Origin of the sequence: Tsukamurella sp. TY48 (genome assembly GCF_019656655.1) — a bacterium.
Classification (GTDB): domain Bacteria; phylum Actinomycetota; class Actinomycetes; order Mycobacteriales; family Mycobacteriaceae; genus Tsukamurella; species Tsukamurella strandjordii.
On sequence record NZ_BPMV01000001.1, the window covers coordinates 1,661,368 to 1,682,834 of the forward strand.

Sequence of the window (21,467 nt, forward strand, 5' to 3'; positions counted from 1 at the left end):
CGAGCGCCCGTCGCCGGGTGTGGCTGAATCAGCAGCCGTTGCTCGAGATCGAGGCGAGCAGCTCGGAGGTGGCCGAGTCCGACTCGAACGCCTGCAGGGTGGTGATGTCGGTGACGTCGATCATCGCGATTCCTTTCGGATGTTTCTCGAGGCGGCGGGCGGCTTGCCCGCCGACGCGACGCTAACCAGGCCGTGCCCGCGCCCACAATCACCGATTCCCCGGTCCGGCACCGCGGCCGCCGCCCCTTCCCCGGTACGCCCGTGACCTCCCCTCTCAGCCGAATCGTCACCGGGCGTTCATTTTTCGTTCACCTGAGGCGGGCTCGACAGCGCCGGTTTTCTACGACGTATGAAAAAGCGGCGTTCCCGCAGCCCGCGGCCCGCACGGGGCAGGCGGGACCGGCTCGGCGGCCGCGCCGAGCCGCCCTCGACGAGCCTCTCGTTCGCGCGGCTAGTTATCCACCAAAAGTAGGAGTCCAAACGACGAGCACGTGGCGTGGATCACTTTCCGGGGGCAGACTCCGACTGTCCTGCAACTCCCGACGAAGGGCGACGATGACCGCGAGCGTGAACCTTCCCTGGCGCGTGGTGGATCCCGAGGAGCGCGAGGGCCGCGGCCTGGTCTTCCCCTCGGTGGGCGAGTACCCGATCTACGACGCCACCGCCTACGAGGTGATGATGGCCGACCGCTTCCGTGTGGACGCCTTCACGCACGGAATGCGCGCCGCCGTCCGCCCCGGCGACACCGTGGTCGAGCTGGGCTGCGGCGCCCTGGCCCCGTGGGCGCGGCTCGCCGACGACCTCGGCGCGGGCCGAGTGCTGGCGGTCGAGTACCTGCCCGAGGTCCGCGACCGGGCGCGCCGTCTGATCGCCGACGAGGGCCGCTCGCAATCGGTCTCGGTCCTCTCGCCGGACGAGTACCGGGCCTTCACCGGCCGCGTCGACGTGCTGGTCGCCGAGGTGATCGGCACCATCGGTGGCAGCGAGGGCGCCGCGGAGACCATCGGTTCCGAGGTCGCCCGGATCGACAATCCCGATCTGATCGTCCTGCCCGGCGGCTGGGAGACCGAGGTCCGCGGATTCAGCTTCGCCCGCACCGCCGCCGGTCAGCCGCCGGCCTTCCCACCCACGGCCATCCCCTACCTGGAACAACTGCGCGATCTGGCCGGGGCCGATCTCGACCCGCGCCTGTGCGCGGTGGGGCCCTACGTGACCGACGGGCTGCTCACCGACGGCGGGGTGATCGAGGTCGGCAGCTACCGGGGCACCCGCGCCGATCACGTCACCACCACCGCGCGGCTGCACGTGACGGCGCCCGGCACGCTCGACTCACTGCTGCTCAGCGTGCGCGTCCTGGTGGGAGAGGCGGTGGTGGACAGTCTCACCGAGGAGACCAGCTGGTTCCCGGTGATCGTTCCCCTGCCCGCGCCGGTCGAGGTGGCGCCGGGCACCGTCGTCGATGTCAGGGCCACATCCCAGCACGGCGCCGGCGGTCACTGCCTGGACTACTCCCTCGCCTGGAGCGTGCATCCCCCGGATGGGGGACGCACGTCCGGCACCGTCGACGTACCGTGGCGGGCGAGTGGCCTGGGCACCAATCCCCTGACCCGGAGGCTTCTCGTCGAGTCCGCCCAGCAGTAGGGAGCTCCGATGACAGCAGCGGTGAGCGGACGCGGCCTGCAGGTCGCGTTCGAGAACGCGGGCGAGCGGTTCCTCGCCGTGAACGATGTGGACGTGGAGATCGCGGAATCCACTCTCACGGTGATCATGGGCCCGTCGGGCTCCGGCAAGACCACACTGATGACCTCGCTGGGCGGCCTGCACGCGCCGACCGCCGGCACCGTCGAGGCCGGGGGGCAGGACCTGTACGCCCTCTCCGCATCGGCACTGGCCGACTACCGGTTGCGGCACTTCGGCTACATCTTCCAGGACTACGGCCTGCTCACGGCGCTCAGCGTGCGCGACAACATCACGCTGCCGATGCGCGCCGCCGGCCGGGAGGTGGATCCGGCCCGGTTCGAGGCGGTGTGCGAGTCGCTGGAGATCTCGCAGTACGCCGACCGCGTACCGGAGGAGCTGTCGGGTGGGACGCAGCAGCGGGTGGCGTGCGCCCGGGCCCTGCTGGGCGAGCCGAGCCTGCTGTTCGCCGATGAGCCCACCGGTGCGCTGGACACCGTGAATTCCCGTCGGGTGCGGGAGATCCTGCGCAGGTTCGTCGACGAGCACGGCATCACGGTGCTCACCGTGACCCACGATCCGCAGTTCGTGGAATTCGCCGACCGGGTGCTGTTGATCCGTGACGGCCGCATCGAGCACAGCCTGGACAAGCCCACGGTGAGTTCGGTGATCGAGCTCTCGGAGCGGAGCGTCGCGCCGTGACCTCCGCTTCCGGCGTCGCCCTCCCGACGGCGTGGAAGCTGCTGCGCCAGAGCGGGAGACAGGCCGTGCTCGTGGCGGTCCTGGCGCTCGCCCTGCAGGTCGCGGTGGTGCTGCCGCTCACGTTGTGGCAGGAGCAGCGCGTCGCCGTGGGCGCATCCGTCGCCGCGACGGTGCCCGAGGGTGATGTCATCGCCACCGCCCCGGCGCCGATCCCCGCCGCCGCCCTCGCCGGGGTGCCGGCCGGGGTGTGCGCCGTGGGCGAAGTCACCGGTCAGGTGATCGCCGAACCGGGCGCTCCGGACGCCCCCTCGGTGCCCGCGTATCACCGCGCGGCTCGGGGTCCGTGCGCCGGAGCCGGACTCGCCGACGGGGTATCCCGGCTGACCCCCGGCGAGGGCGCGGGCTCCTTCGAGGTGATGGGTCCGGACCGCACCCGCGTGCGGGTCACGGCGCAGCCGCCGGTCTCGGCGGCCACCACCCGGTTCGCCGTCGACGATCCGGCGCTCGCCCGCACGCTGCTGGGCACCGACGCGGATTTCTCCACGGTGGCGCTGTCCGGCCCGGGTGCCGATTCCGCGCGGATCGGTGCACCCGAGGTCCGCACCGCTCCGCGCCAGGCCTACATCGACCAGCTCGCCGCCGCACAGGTGGCCACCACGAGCTTCGTCAAGATCATCGCCGAGTTCTTCGCGGTGATCGTCTCGGCCTGTCTGCTGGCGGCGCTCGCCTTCGCGGCGACCCTGCTCGCGATGAATCAGCGCCCACAACTGCAGATCCTGTGGCGGCTCGGGGTTCCCGCGCGCACGCGTGCCGCGATCCTCGCCCTGCAGGTCGCCGCGCTCGTGCTGGCCGCGGCGGTGGGGACGATCATCGTCTTCGCTGTGATCGCCGCGGTGGTTCCCCCGGGCTGGACCGCGCTGGGCACCTTCACCGTGGACGCGATGCGCGCCACCCCCGCGACTCTCCTCGGCTCCACCCTGCTCGTCGCGGTGGTCCTGGCGGGCGCCTTCGCCTTCGGCATGAAGCTGGAGCAGCAGGACTCGGCGAGCGCACGTTCCCGGCTGCGGGGCGTGCCGCTGGTGCCCGCCGCCGGTGTGGCGCTGGTGGCCGGCGGCGGCTACCTCGTGCTGCATCCGCCCGGTGGGGCGTTCACCTGGATCGTGGTGGGGCACTGCCTGTTGGTGCTGGGCGCCTTCGCACTGTGCGCACCCCTACTGACCCTGGTGAGCAGGCTGCGCAGCGTGGGCACCTTCCGCGGGGTGCTGTTGCCCTGGTTCGGCTTCGGCGGCATCGCGCGCGCCCGGACCCAGGCCCGAGTGGTGGTGGCCTTCCTCGTCTTCGTCTCCAGTCTGGTGGCGGTGGTCTCGGTGTTCGCCTCGTCGACGAACGCATCGATCTCGCGGCAGATCGACGCCAACGTGGGCGCGCAGTTCGTGGCGGAACCCAAGGCGGGCTTCGAGATCGATCAGGCCGATGTCACCGCGCTGCGGGCGGTGCCGGGTCCCGGCACGGTGCTGGCGGTGAGCCCGCAGCAGGTGACCGGATCGGGCGGGCCCCTCAGCGGCATCGCGATCGACGGATCACTGGACGCCGGGGCACTGCTGGTGACCCTGCGCGAGGGAACACAGAGTCTCACTCCCGGCGGAGCCCTGCTGTCGGAATCGACGGCGAAGCGGATCGGCGCGCGCACCGGCGGCACCGCGGAGATCGCCGGGACCGAGTACCGGGTGGGCGGCGTGTACGCCGACGCGCCGACCCTCGGCGACTTCGTGATCGCCGCGAACCCCGGATCGCGGTACGCCTACGTGCTGATGACGGCGCCACCGCAATCCGATCTCCAGGGAGCGCTGAGCCCCGCGGTGCCCACCGGCACCGTGCGCTCCATCGGCGACTACCAGATCCAGCAGGCCCGCGAGTCCCGGCAGATCCTCGCTGCGCTGCAACAGCTCTCGGCGATCTCCAGCCTCGGTCTGCTGCTGGCGCTCGCGGTGGTGCTCGGGGTGCTCAACGCGGGCCGCAGCGGTGAGTGGCGGGCCCTGGCCCGCCTCGGGCTGCGGCGCGGCCGGATCGTGGCGACCATCGCCGTGGAGGCCACCGCGATCGCGGTGCTCAGCGTGATCGCCGGCCTGGCGGCGGGCATCGTGACCGGGATCGGCGTGGGCCGCTACCTCGCGAGCTCGGGACTGAGCGACATCGTGGTGGACCCCCGCCTCGTGGGTTCGGCGTTCCTCGCCCTCACCGCGGTGGGGGTCGCGGTGTACGTGCTCACCTCGCTCGGCGTGCTGCGGCGGATCAGCTTCTGACGGTCACCAGCGCAGCACGATGCGGCCCCGCCGGCGCGAGGCCGACAGCCGCTCCTGTGCCCGTCCGGCCTCACCCGGGCCGAAGCACTCGATCGGACCGATCACCTCCGGCTGGTCGATGATGCGCGCGTTCCACCAGGCGATGTGCGCCGCGGCACCGGCCGCCTCGCGGACGTTCGCGGTGACCAGGCGGCGATGCGGCAGCGGGTACTCGGTGTCGGCGCGCACGCGGACCACGGTCTCGGCGGACCGGAACCGCTCCGACAGTGCGGCACCGAGGTTCGCGGCGTCGATGATCACATCGGGCTCGTCGACACCACCGGCGGTACCGTCCGTGAGCAGCTGGTGGGCGCCGAGACCACGCAGCAGGGCATCGTCGCCCTCCCGCGCCAGCGCGACCGTCCGGTGTCCTGCGGCGGCGGAGGCGACCACGAGGAACCGTCCCAGCGCACCGGCGGCACCGGTCACCACCACCGTGCGCGACCCCGGGCCGAGGGCCTGCAGGATCGACGAGGCGGTGACGCCGTTGAGCGGGATGCTCGCCGCGGCCTCGGCGGGCAGGCCCGCGGGCACGACGGCGGCGCGCTCGGCATCGACCTCCACGTACGCCGCGTAGCTCCCCGCATGCGCGGTGACGCCGGGCAGCGTGAGCGCGTTCACCACGGCGCCCACCGGGAGACCGGGTGCGGTGGAGGACACCACCTCGCCCACACACTCCATACCCGGCACGAAACCGCTCGCCGTGTCACCGACGAAGGCGTCCATCCGCCCGGTCCGAAAGCTCACATCCACGGGGTTGACCCCGGAGAAGGCGCTGCGCAGTACCGCCCGCCCGGGACCGGACGCCGACTTCTCATCGTCGAACTCGGTGAGCACCTCGGGCCCGCCGTAGCCGCGGAAGCCGATGCACGGTCCAGCGAATGTCACCTATCCCAGCCGTTCGGAGTCGAGACGGTCGAGGGTCGACCGAGCCTGCCCCCCACCGTATACCGCCTCCGCTCGCACGCTCCGCGAGATCTCGCCCAGTAGCCGCTGCAGCTGCACCGCATCGTCGAATCCGGCGTACCGGCGGCCGAACCTGCCGTCCAGGACATCCAGCCAGAACCGCACCAGCTTCGCGGCGCCCACCGGCGAACCGTCGGCCGGCGGCGTGAAATCCAGCTCCACCGGCGGCACCGTCCCCGCCGTCGACCAGTGCCGCAGCCGGTCGTAGTCCCAGGCCGGATCGTCGAACCGCAGCTCGAAGTACTCGCGCTCACCGCGTGCGCCCTCGGCGGTGATCTCCACGACCCGGGAGCGGCTCGGATGGCCGAAGCTGGAGTAGCCGGTGACCACCGCGCCGCCCACCTCGAAGGCGATCTGCGCGGACTCCGGCAGCACCGTTCCCGCGGCCGCGTAATCGGATTCGATCACCGTGGCGGAGCTCAGCCGGACCTGCGCCAGATCGCCGCCCACGAGATGCACCGCGAGATCGAGCGGGTGGATCACCTCGGAGACCACGCCGACGGTGGGCCGCGGATCGTCGAACCTGTTCTTGGCCCATACGAAGTTCACCCGCGCTACCCGCAGCTCGGCCGCCGCCACCCGATCACGGACGTACGAGACGGCCGCGGAGTACCGCTCTATGGTGTTGAGGGCGAAGCGATCCCGTCCCGACCACGCGGACGACCAGCCCTCGGCCACCGTCTGATCGGGGGCCACCAGCGGCTTCTCGCTGACCACGAAGCCGTCGGCGTGATGCAGCAGGTCGAGGACGGCGTCGTGCTGATCATCGTTGGTGGCGTTGATCAAGTACTCCGAGCCGGCGAACCGCGCAGTCCGGTCGGCCGGCGCCGAGGCGGCGATCCGCGCGGAATCGGCGCGCCCGTACTCCCGGAACTCGACGGCCTCCCCCGTGCCGGCGAGCCGGACGGCCGCCACCAAGGCCTCACGCAGGCGGGTGCCCTCGTACCCGGTGCCGAACAGCTCGACGCGGGTCACCGCAGGTCCTTCCGGAAGTGGGTCTCCGAATCCGCGAGGTAGCCGAGGCCGCGGTACACCGGCTCGGCCGCCGGCGTCGAGGCCAGCACCACCGCGCCGGCGCCCCGCTCGGCGAACCACTCCTCGGCGGCGGCGGTCAGCCGGGCGGCGATCCCCCGGCCGCGGGCTTGCGGCGCCACGTACACGCCCTGCACCCATCCCGCCCTGCCGGTGGGGTTCGACGGGCCCGCGAGACGGTGATCGACGATCGCGGTGAGCGTGCCGACCGCCGCATCGCCGTCGGTGGCGAGGAAGGTGCGCACGGCGGCCGGGTCGGCGAATTCGGCCGCGAGCTGGGCCCGGTAGTGCGGGATCCAGTCGGGAGCATCGGGTCCGGAGGCCCAGTGCGCCTGCGGATCCGAGGTGAGCAGTCCCTCTCGCAGCCGGACGAGATCGTCCTCGTCTCCCGGCGCGGCACTGCGGATCTGCAGGACCGCGGCCATCAGACGCCCAGCTCCCGGAACACCGCGCCCAGCGCGGTGGCCAGGTGTTCGATGTGGTCGTAGGTGTGCGCCGGGGTCACGTTGATCCGGAATCGGCTGGTGCCCTCCGGAACGGTCGGCGGGTTGATCGGCTGCACGTAGATCCGGTACTCGTCGAACAGCCGGCGCGCAGCGAGGGTGCACCGGTGCGGGTCGCCGATGCGCACCGGCAGGATGTGCGTGACCGAATCCTCCATCACCGTGATGCCGTGCGCGCGCAGCCGCTGCCGCAACAGTTCGGTCTTCGCCTGCAGATCGGCGCGCAGATCCTCGGCGCCGCGCACGATCTCGACGCTGCGCCGGGCGGCGGCGCAGGTGGCGGGCGGGAGCGCCGTGGTGAAGATGAAGCCGGGCGCGAACGAGCGGATGGCGTCGATCAGCCAGTCCCGGCCGGCGATGAACCCGCCGATCACGCCGATCGATTTGGCGAGTGTTCCCTGCACGATGTCGATCTCGTCGAGCAGGCCGAGTGAGGCCGCGATGCCCCGGCCCTGCGGCCCGTACATGCCGATGGCGTGCACCTCGTCCAGGAAGACCAGTGCGCCGTGCTCCTTCGCCACCGCGAGCAGCTCGGCGATCGGCGCGATATCGCCGTCCATCGAGTACACCGATTCGAAGACCACCAGCTTCGGCACGGCCGGATCCGCGGCCGCGAGCTGCGCCCGCAGATCGTCGACATCGTTGTGCCGGAAGACGTGGCGGCCGTTGCGATTGCGGCGGACACCGGCGATGATCGAGGCGTGGTTCAGCTCATCGCTGAAGATCTCCAGATCCGGGTACACCAGGCTGAGCGCCTCGAGGGCCGCATCGTTCGATCCGTAGCCGGTGGGGAAGACGAGCGCCCGCTCCTTACCGAACCACTCGCCCAGAACGCCCTCCAGGGCGATGATCTCGTGATTGGTGCCGCCGATGTTGCGGGAGCCGCCGGCGCCCACGCCGTACCGGCGCAGCGCCTGTTCGGCCGCGGCGATCACCTCGGGATGCTGCGCCATCGCGAGGTAGTCGTTGCTGCACCACACCACCACATCGGCATCGGGCTCGGCCTCGGCGGCAGGCGATCCGATCGCCGCGGCCGGGAAGGCCCCCGCGCGGCGGTTGATGTTCGCGAAGGTCCGGTAGTTGCCGCTCTCGCGGAGATCGTCCAGCTTGCCGCGGGCGACGGTCTCGTAGCGATCGACGGTGTCGAGCAGGATTTCGGTCACGCCGGTACTCACTTTCGTGGGAGTGCTGAGGGCTGAGTGCTGAGGGCTGGGGAGGCTGTTCGGATCGATCAGGAGACGGTCGCGGATTCCGCGACGGCCGTGCGGGCGAGGCGGATCCGCACCAGTTGGATCGCGAAGGCGAGGGCCAAGGGCAGCGCCGCCAGCAGGGCCAGCGAGCCGCCCACCGTGCCGCCCGCGATCACCAGGGCACCGATCGCCGATCCCACGGCGGAGCCGAGGTAGTTGGCCGAGGAGTTCGCGGCCACGGCGGTGGCCCCGTCGTTCGGTGCCGCCGCGAGCAAGGTGTGCTGCTGCGGAGCGAGCGACGACCAGCCCAGCGCGCCCCACAGGAACAGGCCGACAGCCAGGATCACCGCCGCCGGTTCCAGGCCGATCACCACCAGCACGAGCGCCAGCACGGCGGTGATCACCGCGGTGATCGCGAGCGTGTTCTTCAGCGCGTCCACGATCCGGCCGATCGCGAACACGCCGACCGCGCCACCGATCCCCCAGATCCAGATGGACAGCGTGAGGTGCGAGGACAGGCTGGAGGTGGACAGCAGCGGGCTGATGTAGGTGTAGAGGCCGAGCGAGCCGATGCCGGTGAACAGGGTGACCAGCACGGTGAGCAGCGTCGGAGTGCGGGTCAGGGAGCGCAGCCGCGCCGTGAGGCCGGGGGCCTCGATGCTGGGCAACGCATCGCCGCCGCGGAACCGCACGCCGATCAGTGCCGCCACGCCCAGAGCGGTGACGATGCCGATCGTGGCGCGCCAATCGAACCGGTTCGCCACCAGCAGCCCCAGAGGCACACCGAAGACGCTGCCGGTGGCCATGCCCGCCAGCACCAGACTCAGTGCGCGGCCGCGGCGTTCGGGTGCCACGAGATGGGCGGCGACCGCGGACGAGAGCGGCGAGTAGACCCCGGCCGCCGCGCCCGCGATGATCCGGGCGGCGATGAACACCGCGATGGTGGGCGCCAGCAGCGTGAGCAGATTGCCCACCGCGAAGACCGCGAGCGCGATGGTGAGGTTGCGCCCGGAGTTGCGGCCGGCGTGCCCCGCGAGCAGCGGCCCGGAGATCGCGTAGGCGCCGGTGAAGGCCGTGACGCCCAGCCCCACCAGGGACTGCGTGGTGTGCAGATCGCTCGCGATCGCGGGCAGCAGCCCCGCGATCACGTAGGCGTCCAGGCCCAGTGCGACGCTCCCGATGATGAACGGCCACAACGTGCGTGCCATCGATTCTCCCCTGCTTCGCCCGCCGGATCGGCGGCACCGTTCGTTCGGTGTCGTAAGCAGGTTATGAAGGATGTGGGCGTGGTGCCCGATCAGCGGGCCTTTCGATCACCACTGTGTCTAACTGTTGGGCCGGCCCAGGTTTTCGTACATAGTCAACGGTCCGGGCCGGCCCAGCGGTCAGTTCTTGGGCATCGTGTACTGCTCGGGGGTGAGCGGCGGCGGCACATCCATCCGGCACATGCGCAGCGTGTACTCGGGCACCCGGTCGATCCGCATACCCATCGTGGCCAGCGAGAGCTTGAAGTTCCGCTTGAACAGATCGAAGGTCAGTGGCGCGGAATAGGAATCACGCAACTGCTGGATCTGCGGACAGGTCAGCGCGAGCGTGGCCTGGTTCACCCAGTTCGGGTCGATGTGCGGCGGCAGGGCCGGACGCTTCGGATAGGCCTTCGCCTCGGCGACCGCCCAATCCGGGAACATCTCCTTATCGTGCCCGATCCGGCCGTCCTCGAGCCGAGCGGTGTGCGTGGCCACCGGCCACGCCAGCCCGACCTGATCCCAGACCCGCACGTCCAGAGGCAGATTCATCGACGTCATACCGAGGTTGGTGAAGAACACCGTCTGCGTGAGCGGCACGTCCGGGGGACGCGGGTAGGGCAGCGGATCGATGAACCACCAGTCGTAGTCGAAGGACGGCAGGTACACGCCGCCCCGCGGGGTCTGCCGCAGGATCTCCTGCAGCGACTGCATCCGCGGATAGTCCAGGTAGTCGTCCGCGGTGATCGGGTGCGACTTGCCCGTCTGCAGCGAGTAGAAGGCGCGCTCGTCCACGATGCCGGTCTTGCCGATCGCGGTACCGTCGGGCATCCCGCGGAAGGTGGAGGCGTGCAGCGCCCACCCGATCACCAGCACCCACAACACCGCGGCGACGGCCGCACCGGCCGACCCACCCAGCAGGCGGGCGGCACCGCGCAGGCGGGAATCGCCCTCCTGCCGCGACGGGATGCGCAGCGGGATCACCATCACCGGCAGTAGCAGCAGGAACAGCGGCGGCAGCAGCACGCGTCCGGCCATGAAGTCGCCGCCCTGGCGCAGCCAGTACAGCGTCTCGGCGACACCGCCGAGGAACATCACGGCCACGATCACGGCCGGGCGCTGCAGCTGATCACGCAGACCGGTGACGCCGCCGCGGGGCAGCCGGAACCGGCCGGTGAGCGGCGCACGGGCACCCTTGGCCGGCACCAGCAGCAGCGGCACCGCGATGGCCAGCGCCAGCAGCGGCAGCCACAGCGAATAGGGCTCCACGAGATTCGCGAGATAGGTGAAGCCCTGATCCCACTTCGAACCGCTCGCATCCTTGGCGATCGCGGTGTTGGGCACGGGCAGGCCGTAGTAGCCCATCCGGAAGATCTGGTACCCCACGGGCAGGAGGCCGGCGGCGACGACCACGGCCAGCCGCTGCTTCAGACCGATCGGGGCGAGCACCATCACCACGAGCACCATGCCGCCGACCAGCGCCATCTCCGGCCGCACCAGCCAGGACAGCCCGGCCACGAAGGCGGCCGAAAGCGTGAGCACCCAGTTCCTGATCACGTCCTCGCGGGCGGAGGCGTCGCGGTCGAGCTGCGACCAGGCGATCGCCAGCCACCACAGCAGTGCCGCCCAGAAGATGGTCAGCGAGACCTCGAGGCCGGAGGTCGCGAAGTCCCGCGCGGGCGGCAGCGCCATGTAGACGAGGCCACCGGCGGGCAGCAGCATCAGGCCCGAGCCGCGCAGCCGCTTCCAGCCGCCGCCACCCTTGTACAGGCGCGCCGTGCCGAGCATGGCCAGCGGAATCGCCGCCACCGACAGCACCAGCGCCACCGTGAGCACCACGTACTCGGTCTGCACACCGCTGATCCAGGAGAAGAACCAGATCAGGTAGGTCCACGCGGTGGAGGTGTTCACCTCGACGCGCTCACCGATGTTGAAGACGGGGCCGTTCCCGGCCAGGAGGTTGCGCACGGTGCGCAGCACGATCAGGCCGTCGTCGGCGATCCACCGCCGCTGCCAGGCGCCGTAACCGAACAGCACCGCACACGCCGCGACCCCGAGCCACAGGGTGACTCGGGGCAGCGGGAAAGAGCTCGCGGCGGCCCGACCGGCCGCGGGAGCATCAGGCGAAGTAGACCGCGGCAACGACAGTTCCTATCCACATGACCGCCAGGACCTGCAGCACGCGGTCGCCCAGCGCGATCTCCTCGGGCTCGCCCGCCTCGCCACCGTCGACATCGACGGCGTACCGGAGGATGGCCACGGTGAACGGCACCATCGAGAGCGTGTACCAGATGTTGTCCGGGTGGGTCGTCTTGTCGAACGCCCAGAGGCCGTAGCAGAGCACCACCGAGGTGGCCGCCAAAGTCCACACGAACCGCAGGTAGGTGGTGGTGTAGTACTCCAGCGACTTGCGGATCTTGGCGCCGGTGCGCTCGGCGAGCTGCAACTCGGCGTACCGCTTACCGGCCGCCATGAACAGCGAACCGAAAGCCATCACCAGCAGGAACCACTGCGACAGACCCTTGGGCAGCTCGGCGGCGACCCCACCGGCCACGGCGCGCAGCAGGAAGCCGGAGCTCACGATGCAGATGTCGATCACCGGCTGGTGCTTCAGCCCCAGGCAGTAGCCGAGCTGGATCACCAGGTAGGCGCCGATCACGATCGCCAGTTCCTTGTTGGCCAGCAGCGAGATGCCGATCGCGGCGGCGGCCAGGATGAACGCGACGGCGTAGGCCACGTTCACCGGCACCACACCCGCGGCGATCGGGCGGTAGCGCTTGGTGGGGTGCGCACGGTCGGCGTCCACATCGAGGGCGTCGTTGATCAGGTAGATCGACGAGGCGGCCAGGCAGAAGGCGATGAAGGCCAGGCCCACGTTCGGGAAGTTGACGTACTCGAGCTGATCCCGGCCCGCCGCCAGCGGGGCCACGACCACCAGGACGTTCTTGACCCACTGCCGGGGCCGCATCGCCTTGATCAGTCCGGTGGCGAGGTTCGACGGCACCTTCGGCTCGCCGTGCTCGATCGGCTCCTCGCTCATCAGTTGTCCGACCCCTTCGTGTGCTTCGTCGTACGGTTCTTCACAGCCCTGCGCGCCTCGCGGCGCGTCCACAGTCTCTCACCCTCGATCGCGGCCAGTGCGCTCGCCGCACCGATGGCGGCGCCCGCGGCGACGTCGGTCGGGTAGTGCACGCCCAGCACCATGCGCGAGGTGAGCATCGGCGGCACCACGGCGGCGGGCAGCAGCACCGCGCCGCCCGGCACACCCGAGGCGCGACCGAGCAGGATCGCCCCGGCCGTCGACGAGGTGGCGTGCGACGACGGGAAGCTCAGCTTGCTGGGGGTGCCCACGCCCACGGCGATCGCCGGGTGATCGGGGCGGCGCCGGCGCACGATGCGCTTGATCACCACCGACGCGGCGTGCGCGACGAACGCGCCGACCCCCGCGGTGACGTACTGCCGGCGGCGGTCCTTGCTCAGCAGGGCGCCGAGCGCGGCCAGCCCCATCCACCCGAGGGAGTGCTCGCCGAAATGGCTCAGCCCCCGCGCCGCGGGCAGCACGCCCGGGCGGTCGGCCAGCTTCGCCTGCACGGCGACCAGCGCGGCCTCCTCCGGGTTCAGCTCGAAGGTGGCCGCCCGGCCCGGATCCCGGTCGCTCACTTCTGCTCCCCCGCGTTCTCCGCGTTCTCCGGCTCGAAGATCTTCGACCACGCCTCGCGGCTGGTCAGGTCGCCGTACGCGGCCCGGTAGCGCTGCTTCATCTCCTCGAAGCGGCGATCGACCTCGCGGTGCACCGCCAGGCTCTCGCGCATCAGGGCGAACATCTTCTCGCGGTCGCGCTGGCGGTAGACCACACCGCGGCCGTCGGCGGTGGTGACGGTGACCCCGTCGACCCGGCCCAGGCTGAACCAGCGCGCCTCGAGCGGCGGGTAGTTGGCCTGCGGGACCTCGTGACTCCGGGGATCAGCAGGACGCAGGTTGTTGCGCACCGCCGCCGCGAGGGTCTTCGCCTTGGTGAGCGGGTTCAGCGGGATCTTGGTGCCGAGTGCGGTGGCGGCGCCGGTGGTGCGCGGCAGCTCGGTGGCGCTGGGCAGCACCACGGCGTCCGGGTACTCCTTGCGCATCGCGGCCACCTTGGGCAGCGCGGTGGGCAGCAGCTCGTAGAGCGCGTCGGGGCCGCGCAGGAAGTCGCGCATGGCCTCGATCTGGATCGCGACGGTCGAGTACTCCAGGCACAGCAGGTGCTTCATCAGCGCCTTGATCGAGCTGGACATGATGCCGCGGGTACTGCCCTCGTGGTGCAGCGCCGCGACCACCAGGCGGTTGCGCAGGTGGAAGTACGCCTGCCAGTCGATGGCGTCGTCCTTGTCCGACCAGGCCATGTGCCAGATCGCGATGCCCGGCACCGTCGCCGTGGGGTAACCGTGCTCGGCGGCGCGCAGGCCGTAATCCCAGTCGTCCCACTTGATGAACAGCGGCATCGGCAGACCGATCTCCTCGGCGGCCACGCGCGGGATCAGGCACATCCACCAGCCGTTGCCGTCGACGTCGATGCGCCGGTGCAGGTTCTTGCTGTTCTCCTTGTCGGAGAGCGGGTACTGCGCGAAGTCGTGGTCGTACTCGACGAAGGGCGCCGCGGTCCACATGAACTTGTTGCGGTCGATCACCTCGCCCATGCAGTGCAGGTGGCTGCGGTCCTGCAGGTTCAGCATCTGGCCGCCCACCAGCATGGGGGTCTTGGCGAACCGGGCGAACTGCAGCGCGCGCAGCACCGAATCGGGCTCGATGGCGATGTCGTCGTCCATGTACAGCACGTACGGGCTGTCGGTGAGGCGCAGCGCCTCGTACATGATCCGGCCGTAGCCGCCCGATCCGCCCAGGTTGCCCTGCTCGAAGCGGTGGTAGCGCTCGCCCAGCGGCGCGATGGCGTCGGCGTAATCCGGATGGTCGATCACGCGCTTGTTGCCCTGGTCGGGCATGAGCACGGCGTCGATCACCTCGTCGACCAGCGGATCGCTGGTGAGGGCCTTGATCGCCGCCACCGCATCGTCGGGCCGGTTGAAGGTGGGGATGCCCACGGTGATCCGCTTATCGGGCAGGCCCTCCTCGCCGACGGTGGCGTACCAGCCGGCGGAGATGATCTCGGTGTCGGAATCGGCGGTCACGTCGAACCAGATCCAGCCGCCGTCCTCGAACGGGCCGAGGTCGGTGGCGAACTCCGCGACGCCGTAGCCGGTGGCGTCGGTCTCGACCAGGCTGCCGCCCAGGGCGATCCGCGCACCGTCGACCTTGGAGCGGTACAGGTCCACCCGGGCCGTGCCCTTGAGCTCGATCCGCAGCACCACGTCCGTGAGGGTGGTCCAGCGTCGCCAGTACGACGCCGGGAAGGCGTTGAAGTAGGTGGCGAAGCTGACCTCGGACTCGCCCGCCACGTTGAGCGAGGTGCGCGTGGGCGCGTGCGAGCGGCGCGAGTTGGTCTCGGCCTCCTCGATGTACAGCGAGCGCACGTCGAGCGGCTCGCCCGGGCGCGGCAGGATCACACGCTGCAGCAGGGTCTTCGCTGTGCTCACTGGTTCGCCTCTTCGGTCAGTGCCGCACCGGTCTCCAGGTGCGGCCGCAGGGTGTTGTCGAACATCGACAGGGCGCTGGCGATGGCCATGTGCATGTCGAGGTACTGGTAGGTGCCCAGACGCCCACCGAACAGCACCTTCGCGTTCGCGGTCTCGGCCTTGGCCAGCTCGCGGTAGGCGGTGAGCATCTCGCGGTCCGACGGGGTGTTGATCGGGTAGTAGGGCTCGTCGTCGTCGTTGGCGAAGCGGCCGTACTCGCGCATGATGACCGTCTTATCGGTCGGGTAGTCCTTGCGCTCCGGGTGGAAGTGCCGGAACTCGTGGATGCGGGTGTACTTCACGTCGGCGTCGTTGTAGTTCATCACCGGGGTGCCCTGGAAATCGCCGGTGGGCAGCACCTCGGTCTCGAAGTCGAGGGTGCGCCAGCCGAGGCGTCCGGCCGAGTAGTCGAAGTAGCGGTCCAGCGGGCCGGTGTAGACGATCGGCGCGTCGGGGCTTTCGGCGATGATCTGCTCGCGCACGTCGAACCAGTCGGTGTCGAGGCGGACGTCGATCAGGTCGGAGGCGGCCATGTTCTCGAGCCACTTCGTGTAGCCGTCGACGGGCAGGCCCTCGTAGGTGTCGTTGAAGTAGCGGTTGTCGAAGTTGTAGCGCACCGGCAGGCGGGTGATGTTGCCGGCGGGCAGGTTCTTCGGGTCGGTCTCCCACTGCTTGGCCGTGTAGTGCTTGATGAAGGCCTCGTAGAGCGGGCGGCCGATCAGCGAGATCGCCTTCTCCTCGAAGTTCTGCGCGTCCTTGGAGTCGAACTCCGCGGCCTGCTCCTGGATCAGCGCCTTCGCCTCGTCGGGGGTGAAGTAGCGGCCGAAGAACTGGCTCACCAGGCCCAGGCCCAGCGGGAACTGGTAGGCCTGCCCCTTGTGCATCGCGAAGACGCGGTGCTGGTAGCCCGTGAACTCGGTGAACCGGGTGACGTACTCCCAGACCCGCTCGTTCGAGGTGTGGAACAGGTGGGCGCCGTACTTGTGCACCTCAATGCCCGTCTCGGGCTCGGGCTCGGAGTACGCGTTGCCGCCGAGGTGCGACCGGCGCTCCACGACGAGGACCCGCTTGCCCAGCTCATTGGCTGCGCGCTCGGCGATCGTCAGGCCGAAGAAGCCGGATCCGACCACGAGGAGGTCATAGGGCTGGGAGGAAGTGTTCGCCACGGGCACTCAGAGTACCGACCGGGTGGCCCTCACGGCGCCACCCGGCCTTGGGGTGTGACCATTGCCCGGTCAGCGCGGGGCGCCGGGCACCGTCGGGACGGCCAGCGGGGTGGGTGCGACCGCCGCCGGTGCGGCCGGGGCCGCAGGTGCTGCGGGCGCGGTCGGGACCGCTGCGGGGGGCCGACGGTGCGGCCGGCACCGCGGGTGCGGCGGCGGGCGCGGACGGGACCGCCGGAGCGGCCGGAGCCGCGGGGGCCGACGGTGCCCCGGAGGCGCCGGGGACGACCGGGACCGCGGGCACGCCCGGCGGTGTGGATCCCGGCGTGGGGTTGATACCCAGCAGATCGCCCCAGCCCGGGATCAGGTTCAGCAGCGGCAGCGGCGGCAGGGTCGGTGCGCCGCCGGCGGCGAACGCGGTGACCCAGTTCATCAGGGTGGCCGGGGCGGCGACGCCCGACGGCACCACCTGCACACCGTTGGCCGGCGTGTAGTAGATCGTGCCGTTCGCGTACGACTGGAACATCGAGCCGTCGGGGAAGGTGATCGGGTTCGCGACCACCTTGCCGAGCGTGCCGTTCTCGCCGCCCGAGGCGCGGTAGGCGGCCTCGACGGCGGCCTTGCCGGTGATGGCCTGCGCCGCGGCTCCGACGACGCCGGTTCCGGCGGCCGGCGGCGCGGGGATGCCCGGGATGGTCGGCACCGCAGGGGCGGCGGGTGCCGCCGGTGCAGCGGGGACGGCGGCGCCACCGGGGGGCGGCGGGCACCGTCGGGACGGCCGGGGCGGCGGGAGCGCCCGGGACCGCGGCGGGCGCGGTCGGGACGGCCGGGGCCGCGGGAGCGGCCGGCACCGCGGGCGCGGCCGGCACCGCGGGCGCGGCGGGTGCTGCCGGGGCCGACGGGTTGACCGTGGGCGTGGTGGCGCCGGGAGGCGCGACCTGCGCCGCGTTCGGCGCGGTGGGAACGGGGTTGAACGGGTCGACGGGGGCCGCGACGATCTGGCGGTCCACGACCCGACCGGCGACCGGCGCCGGGGTCTGCGCCGGGGCACTCGCTGCGCCCGCGACGCCCGGGGCGCCCGACGTGGGTGCCGCGCCCGCAACGGGGCCCTGGCCGTCGATGACGAACCAGTCCGAACGCAGGCCGAGCTTCTTGCGCACGTCGGCGCCCGTGGCGGTGACGGTGCGGTTGCTGCCCACGATCTCGACCTTCGCCACGCGCGGGGCGGCGGCCGACTGCACCTGGGTCACGCGGATCGACTTGAACTCGCCGACGCCGAACTCCGAGGCGATCTTCGAGGCCGGGACCGACTGATTCCAGTTCCGGAACGGGGAGACGACATCGCCGTCGTCCTTGACCGCGGTGAAATCACCGCCGGCGGTGTACCCGCCGGTGGAGCTGGAGAACTCGGTGGGCACGGCGAAGCCGTCCTTGGACATCACCAGGCCGGCGGTGGAGCTGACGGTCGCGTCGGTGCGCTTGTCCTCCTTGGCGAAACCGCCGTAGACCTGCGAGTCCTGGGTGTCGTTGTAGCGGTCGCCGCGCTTGGCGCTCTCGGCGAGCGCGTACGAGCGGGCGGCGATGGCCTGGGCGCGCAGCGCTTCGGCGCCGCCCTGGTCGGCCCATTCGGCCTTGCTCTCGACCGGGACCACGCTGCGGAGGTAGTCCTCGATGTTGACGGTGTTGAAGACCTTGCCGTCCTTCGCGACGAGCGCGCCGCGGTAGGTGGCGTTGCTGCCGCAGAAGCGGAGGATCTCGTTCTCCGGGCGGCCCGCGGCGTCGTTGACGGGGCTGACGGTGCCGTCCGAGGGGACGGTCTTGACCACGGAGCCGCCGCAGCCCTGCGTGATCACGGCGTTGCCGCCCTCGATGCGCACGGCCTGGCCGGGGGCCACCTGCTGATCGCCGACCTTCGCGCCGGCGGGGGCGTACACGTTCACGTTCTTCTGCTGCGTGAGCTGCACCTTGACGGGGAGGTTCACGTCGGCGCGGGAGAGCACGCTGCCGCCGTAGTAGTGCGCCACGATCTGCTCGGCCTTCCAGCCGCCCTTGGCGTAGCCGAAGGCACCCCACTGGCCCATGCCGCGGCCGTGGCCGTTGCCCTGGCCGGTGAAGCTGACGCTGTTCCCCACCGTGAGGGCGGGGTCGTTGATGCTGGTGGCACCACTGAGCACTGCGGCCGCTCCGCCCACGGCGATCGCCGGGAGCATCGCGATCGCGAGCGTGCGCCGCACGCGGCGGCGACGGGGACCGCCGTCGATCCACACGGGCATGGTTTCTCCTTCACCTCGACGCGTGTGAGCACCATCGGTTTCATCCGAGGGCTCAACGTGAGGTTGAGACTAACACCATTTGCAACATTCGTCACGTGAGCAACTTTCGTCACATCTGTCACATGTTCGGGGGGTGGGGGCCGAGCGGGGGCGACCGTCGAGGCGTCGGCGACGGGTCTGTTCGCAGCAGTCATGCGTCCCGCGCATACCTGCATTCGCCCAGGTCAGAGCACTAAATCACGATTCGGCCATGCGTCCCACGCATGGCCGGCCGCCGACCGCACCGCAAGGGCCGCGCCGCTTTCATCCTGCGGACGACTGCGCCGAGACCCGTCCGATACGCCAGCCCCGCGTGCGTTGGCCATATCTCCGGGCGCCGGCACTTCGCCGGTCAATGCACGCGGACCTCGCAGCCATTCGGTCGGAGGCTCGAAAGATCTCGAGCGCGCACACGGCCATCACGGAAGAACGGCGCACACTCGCCGATTCAGCTGAGCAACTCTTCGGCGGTAGGTGGTGTGGTTATGCCGCGAAGTCGTACACCGAGCGGCGCGAGCGTTACTCTCAACAAGAGCGCGCGCCAATACGGAAGACATTCGCCTCCGCGTACGAAAAGTACCGAGCGAAGGGCCAGCAAAGTGAGCAAAGGCAAGCGGACGCACGAGATGGTCCGGATATCGACCCAGCACACATTCGCCTCATGGATGAGCGATTTTCCCGAAGAGAATCGGCCCATGATCGACCGGGTGATCCGAAAACTCGGGTTCGAACAGGGCCCAGACGACATCAACACGATCGTCCGCATTTACCCGATACCAGAAGGCGCGAAGCAGGAAGACACACTGGACCCCTCCACATGGCTCCAGACCGCCGGAACAGCCGAGCGCCTCACTGTTGAGTACAAGCGACTTGAAGCCGACGGATCTTATCGCCAGTACGTACTCGGACGCCCAACAGCGGAATCCGAATCAGAGACTTCTGAGATCATTCAATTCGGCGATCACCAGGTATCCGTCTTACCCTCTGAAGTCCTGACCGCAAAGGACGCTGTCGCCATTTTCCAGTTCTACTACGAGCACGACACCGTTCCACCGAACTGGCACCTGCGGAACCTGCCCCAGTACACCGTGTCGAGTACCGGCGTGATCGGCGAAGGCTAGAACCAGCGCTCCAGGATCTGTGCGACGCCGTCGTCGAGGTTGGTGGCGGTCACCAGGTTCGCGGCGTCGAGTGCCACGGGATGCGCGTTCGACATGGCCACGCCGACACCTGCCCAGCGCAGCATCTCCGCATCATTGGGCATGTCACCGAAGGCCGCGGTGCGCGCGGCGGCGTCGAGCCCGAGGTGCCGCATAGCTGCCTGGATCCCCGTCGCCTTGGTGACGCCGGGTACGTGGAACTCGATCAGCCCGTTGTTGGTGGCGTAGGTGACGTCGGCGATGCCGTCCAGGTGCGGCGCGATGCGGGAGTGCATCTCGTCCGAGGTCATCCCCGGCTGCCGGACCAGCAGCTTCACCGCGGGATGGCTGAGCACCACGGCATCCTCGGCAGAGACCGTCTCGGGTTCCAGCCAGGCGTGCTGGTAGCCCGTGGACGCCGCGAACCGCGGGGTGGCGGCGTCGTGCTCGCCTTGCGCCACCCGCTCGGCGGCGAAACCGGCGCCCGGCAGGTAGCGGTAGACCAGCTCGGCCACGTGCGCCAGCAGCTCCGGCGACATCAGAGCGGCGGAGACCACCTTCGAGGTGCCGGTGTCGTACAGCACGGCACCGTTGGCGCACACGGCCAGCGGCGCGAAGTCGAGCTGCGCGGCGATCGGGTCCACGGCGCGGGGCGGGCGACCGGTGGCCAGCACGAAATGGCTGCCGGCATCACGGACGGCGTTGAGTGCGGCGTGGGTGCGCGCACTGATCTGCTCGGCATCGTCGACCAAGGTCCCGTCGACATCGCTCGCGACCAGAACGGGCCGCTCCCCCAGCGCAGCGTCAGGCATTCTCACCCGAGCCGTGCCGCTCCTCCCGCAGACGCCGCCGCTCCTCGATATCGGCGGCGTCCATCGCATCGGCCTCCTCCAGCGTGGGCGCCGATCCGCCCAGCCGGCGCGGCACCCAGGCCTCGCCCTGCGGATGCGGACCGTAGAGGTCCTGCAGCTGGTGCAGCATGGTGTTCATCTCGGTCTTGAGCCGCGCGGTGAGCTCGTCGGGCGGACCCACCGGATCGAGCGGATCGCACACGCCGATCATGACGCGGAACTTGTTGCGGCCGAGCTGCTTGGGCAGCCCCTTGGTCCAGATCTGCTGGGCGCCCCACACCACGACCGGAACGATCGGCACGTTCGCCTCGATCGCCATCCGCGCGGCGCCGGACTTGAAGTCCTTGAGCTCGAAGCTGCGGCTGTGCGTGGCCTCGGGGTACACGCCCACCAGCTCGCCCGCCTTGAGGGCGTCGACGGCGGCGCGGTAGGCGTCGGCGCCGGCCTCGCGGTCGACGGGGATGTGCTTGCAGCCGCGCATCAGCGGGCCGGTCTTCGAATTGTCGAAGACCTCCTTCTTCGCCATGAACCGGACCTTGCGGTGGCCGGCGTCGTCCGCGGGCTTACCGGCGAACGGGAAGTCGAGGTATCCGGTGTGGTTGATCGCCACGACGGCGCCGCCCTCACGGGGGAACTTCTGGAAGTCCACCTCGGTGAACTTGATGCCTTGGTAGGCCCACATGCCGCGGGCCACCTTGATGATCGTGCCGTAGACGGGTTCCACGCCCGCAAGACTA

General features: G+C 70.4%; 17 protein-coding genes. 4 read left to right on the plus strand and 13 right to left on the minus strand.

From position 1 onward, the window contains the following. The first annotated feature begins 555 nt into the window (after window positions 1-555). Genes TTY48_RS08060 through TTY48_RS08070 form a run of 3 tightly spaced genes read left to right on the plus strand, consistent with a single transcriptional unit; the run spans window position 556 to window position 4,682 of the window. Window positions 556-1,641, plus strand: a complete 1,086-nt coding sequence (locus TTY48_RS08060) for a hypothetical protein (RefSeq protein ID WP_220657004.1) — start codon at window positions 556-558, stop codon at window positions 1,639-1,641. 9 nt (window positions 1,642-1,650) lie between these two features. Then, on the plus strand, window positions 1,651-2,379 hold the full coding sequence (locus TTY48_RS08065; protein ID WP_220657005.1) for an ABC transporter ATP-binding protein: 729 nt from the start codon (window positions 1,651-1,653) through the stop codon (window positions 2,377-2,379). After that, the gene (locus tag TTY48_RS08070) at window positions 2,376-4,682 is read left to right on the plus strand and encodes a hypothetical protein (RefSeq protein ID WP_220657006.1); all 2,307 of its coding nucleotides are present in this window, start codon (window positions 2,376-2,378) and stop codon (window positions 4,680-4,682) included. Before TTY48_RS08065 ends, TTY48_RS08070 begins: the two co-directional genes overlap by 4 nt. A 3-nt stretch (window positions 4,683-4,685) precedes the next feature. Here the strand turns inward: TTY48_RS08070 and TTY48_RS08075 are convergent, their stop codons facing one another. The 11 genes from TTY48_RS08075 to TTY48_RS21455 all read right to left on the minus strand — a co-directional run bounded on the left by TTY48_RS08075 (window position 4,686) and on the right by TTY48_RS21455 (window position 18,701). Further along, the gene (locus TTY48_RS08075; RefSeq protein WP_220657007.1) at window positions 4,686-5,609 is read right to left on the minus strand and encodes an alcohol dehydrogenase catalytic domain-containing protein; all 924 of its coding nucleotides are present in this window, start codon (window positions 5,607-5,609) and stop codon (window positions 4,686-4,688) included. Beyond that, window positions 5,610-6,662: a hypothetical protein gene (locus TTY48_RS08080; protein ID WP_220657008.1), complete on the minus strand. Its 1,053-nt coding sequence runs from the start codon at window positions 6,660-6,662 to the stop codon at window positions 5,610-5,612. Beyond that, window positions 6,659-7,144, minus strand: coding sequence for a GNAT family N-acetyltransferase (locus TTY48_RS08085; RefSeq protein WP_220657009.1), 486 nt, complete (start codon window positions 7,142-7,144; stop codon window positions 6,659-6,661). Before TTY48_RS08085 ends, TTY48_RS08080 begins: the two co-directional genes overlap by 4 nt. Continuing rightward, window positions 7,144-8,385: a 5-aminolevulinate synthase gene (gene hemA / locus TTY48_RS08090; protein WP_255585581.1), complete on the minus strand. Its 1,242-nt coding sequence runs from the start codon at window positions 8,383-8,385 to the stop codon at window positions 7,144-7,146. Before hemA ends, TTY48_RS08085 begins: the two co-directional genes overlap by 1 nt. Before the next feature lie 68 nt (window positions 8,386-8,453). Then, window positions 8,454-9,620, minus strand: coding sequence for an MFS transporter (locus TTY48_RS08095; RefSeq protein WP_220657010.1), 1,167 nt, complete (start codon window positions 9,618-9,620; stop codon window positions 8,454-8,456). Window positions 9,621-9,797: 177 nt separating this feature from the next. After that, entirely contained in the window at window positions 9,798-11,798 is a 2,001-nt protein-coding gene (gene zomB, locus TTY48_RS08100; protein WP_304941244.1) for a flagellar motor control protein ZomB, read from the minus strand. After that, window positions 11,776-12,696, minus strand: coding sequence for a decaprenyl-phosphate phosphoribosyltransferase (locus TTY48_RS08105; RefSeq protein WP_220657011.1), 921 nt, complete (start codon window positions 12,694-12,696; stop codon window positions 11,776-11,778). Before TTY48_RS08105 ends, zomB begins: the two co-directional genes overlap by 23 nt. Further along, window positions 12,696-13,316 (minus strand): phosphatase PAP2 family protein, encoded by a 621-nt coding sequence (locus TTY48_RS08110; protein ID WP_220657012.1) that lies wholly within the window; start codon window positions 13,314-13,316, stop codon window positions 12,696-12,698. Before TTY48_RS08110 ends, TTY48_RS08105 begins: the two co-directional genes overlap by 1 nt. Beyond that, window positions 13,313-15,226, minus strand: coding sequence for a glycosyltransferase (locus tag TTY48_RS08115; protein ID WP_220657013.1), 1,914 nt, complete (start codon window positions 15,224-15,226; stop codon window positions 13,313-13,315). The genes TTY48_RS08110 and TTY48_RS08115 overlap by 4 nt, the downstream gene beginning before the upstream one ends. Further along, the gene (glf, locus tag TTY48_RS08120) at window positions 15,223-16,431 is read right to left on the minus strand and encodes a UDP-galactopyranose mutase (protein WP_220657014.1); all 1,209 of its coding nucleotides are present in this window, start codon (window positions 16,429-16,431) and stop codon (window positions 15,223-15,225) included. The genes TTY48_RS08115 and glf overlap by 4 nt, the downstream gene beginning before the upstream one ends. A gap of 29 nt (window positions 16,432-16,460) precedes the next feature. Next, window positions 16,461-18,701 (minus strand): SpoIID/LytB domain-containing protein, encoded by a 2,241-nt coding sequence (locus TTY48_RS21455; RefSeq protein ID WP_220657015.1) that lies wholly within the window; start codon window positions 18,699-18,701, stop codon window positions 16,461-16,463. Window positions 18,702-19,339: 638 nt separating this feature from the next. Between TTY48_RS21455 and TTY48_RS08130 the strand changes: the two genes are divergently transcribed. Then, the gene (locus TTY48_RS08130; protein ID WP_220657016.1) at window positions 19,340-19,861 is read left to right on the plus strand and encodes a hypothetical protein; all 522 of its coding nucleotides are present in this window, start codon (window positions 19,340-19,342) and stop codon (window positions 19,859-19,861) included. Here TTY48_RS08130 and TTY48_RS08135 read toward each other — a convergent pair. Both TTY48_RS08135 and TTY48_RS08140 read right to left on the minus strand, forming a co-directional pair. After that, on the minus strand, window positions 19,858-20,691 hold the full coding sequence (locus TTY48_RS08135; protein ID WP_220657017.1) for an HAD family hydrolase: 834 nt from the start codon (window positions 20,689-20,691) through the stop codon (window positions 19,858-19,860). The genes TTY48_RS08130 and TTY48_RS08135 overlap by 4 nt on opposite strands. After that, a complete protein-coding gene (locus tag TTY48_RS08140) occupies window positions 20,684-21,454 on the minus strand; it encodes a 1-acyl-sn-glycerol-3-phosphate acyltransferase (protein WP_220657018.1) in 771 nt (256 codons plus the stop codon). Before TTY48_RS08140 ends, TTY48_RS08135 begins: the two co-directional genes overlap by 8 nt. Window positions 21,455-21,467: the final 13 nt, after the last annotated feature.

Bases quoted from the DNA above. Each gene is read 5' to 3' on its own strand.
- TTY48_RS08060 (WP_220657004.1), top strand. From the start codon at position 556: ATGACCGCGAGCGTGAACCTTCCCTGGCGCGTGGTGGATCCCGAGGAG.
- TTY48_RS08065 (WP_220657005.1), top strand. From the start codon at position 1,651: ATGACAGCAGCGGTGAGCGGACGCGGCCTGCAGGTCGCGTTCGAGAAC.
- TTY48_RS08085 (WP_220657009.1), bottom strand. From the start codon at position 7,144: ATGGCCGCGGTCCTGCAGATCCGCAGTGCCGCGCCGGGAGACGAGGAC.
- TTY48_RS08095 (WP_220657010.1), bottom strand. From the start codon at position 9,620: ATGGCACGCACGTTGTGGCCGTTCATCATCGGGAGCGTCGCACTGGGC.
- TTY48_RS08105 (WP_220657011.1), bottom strand. From the start codon at position 12,696: ATGAGCGAGGAGCCGATCGAGCACGGCGAGCCGAAGGTGCCGTCGAAC.
- TTY48_RS21455 (WP_220657015.1), bottom strand. From the start codon at position 18,701: ATGCCCGTGTGGATCGACGGCGGTCCCCGTCGCCGCCGCGTGCGGCGC.
- TTY48_RS08135 (WP_220657017.1), bottom strand. From the start codon at position 20,691: ATGCCTGACGCTGCGCTGGGGGAGCGGCCCGTTCTGGTCGCGAGCGAT.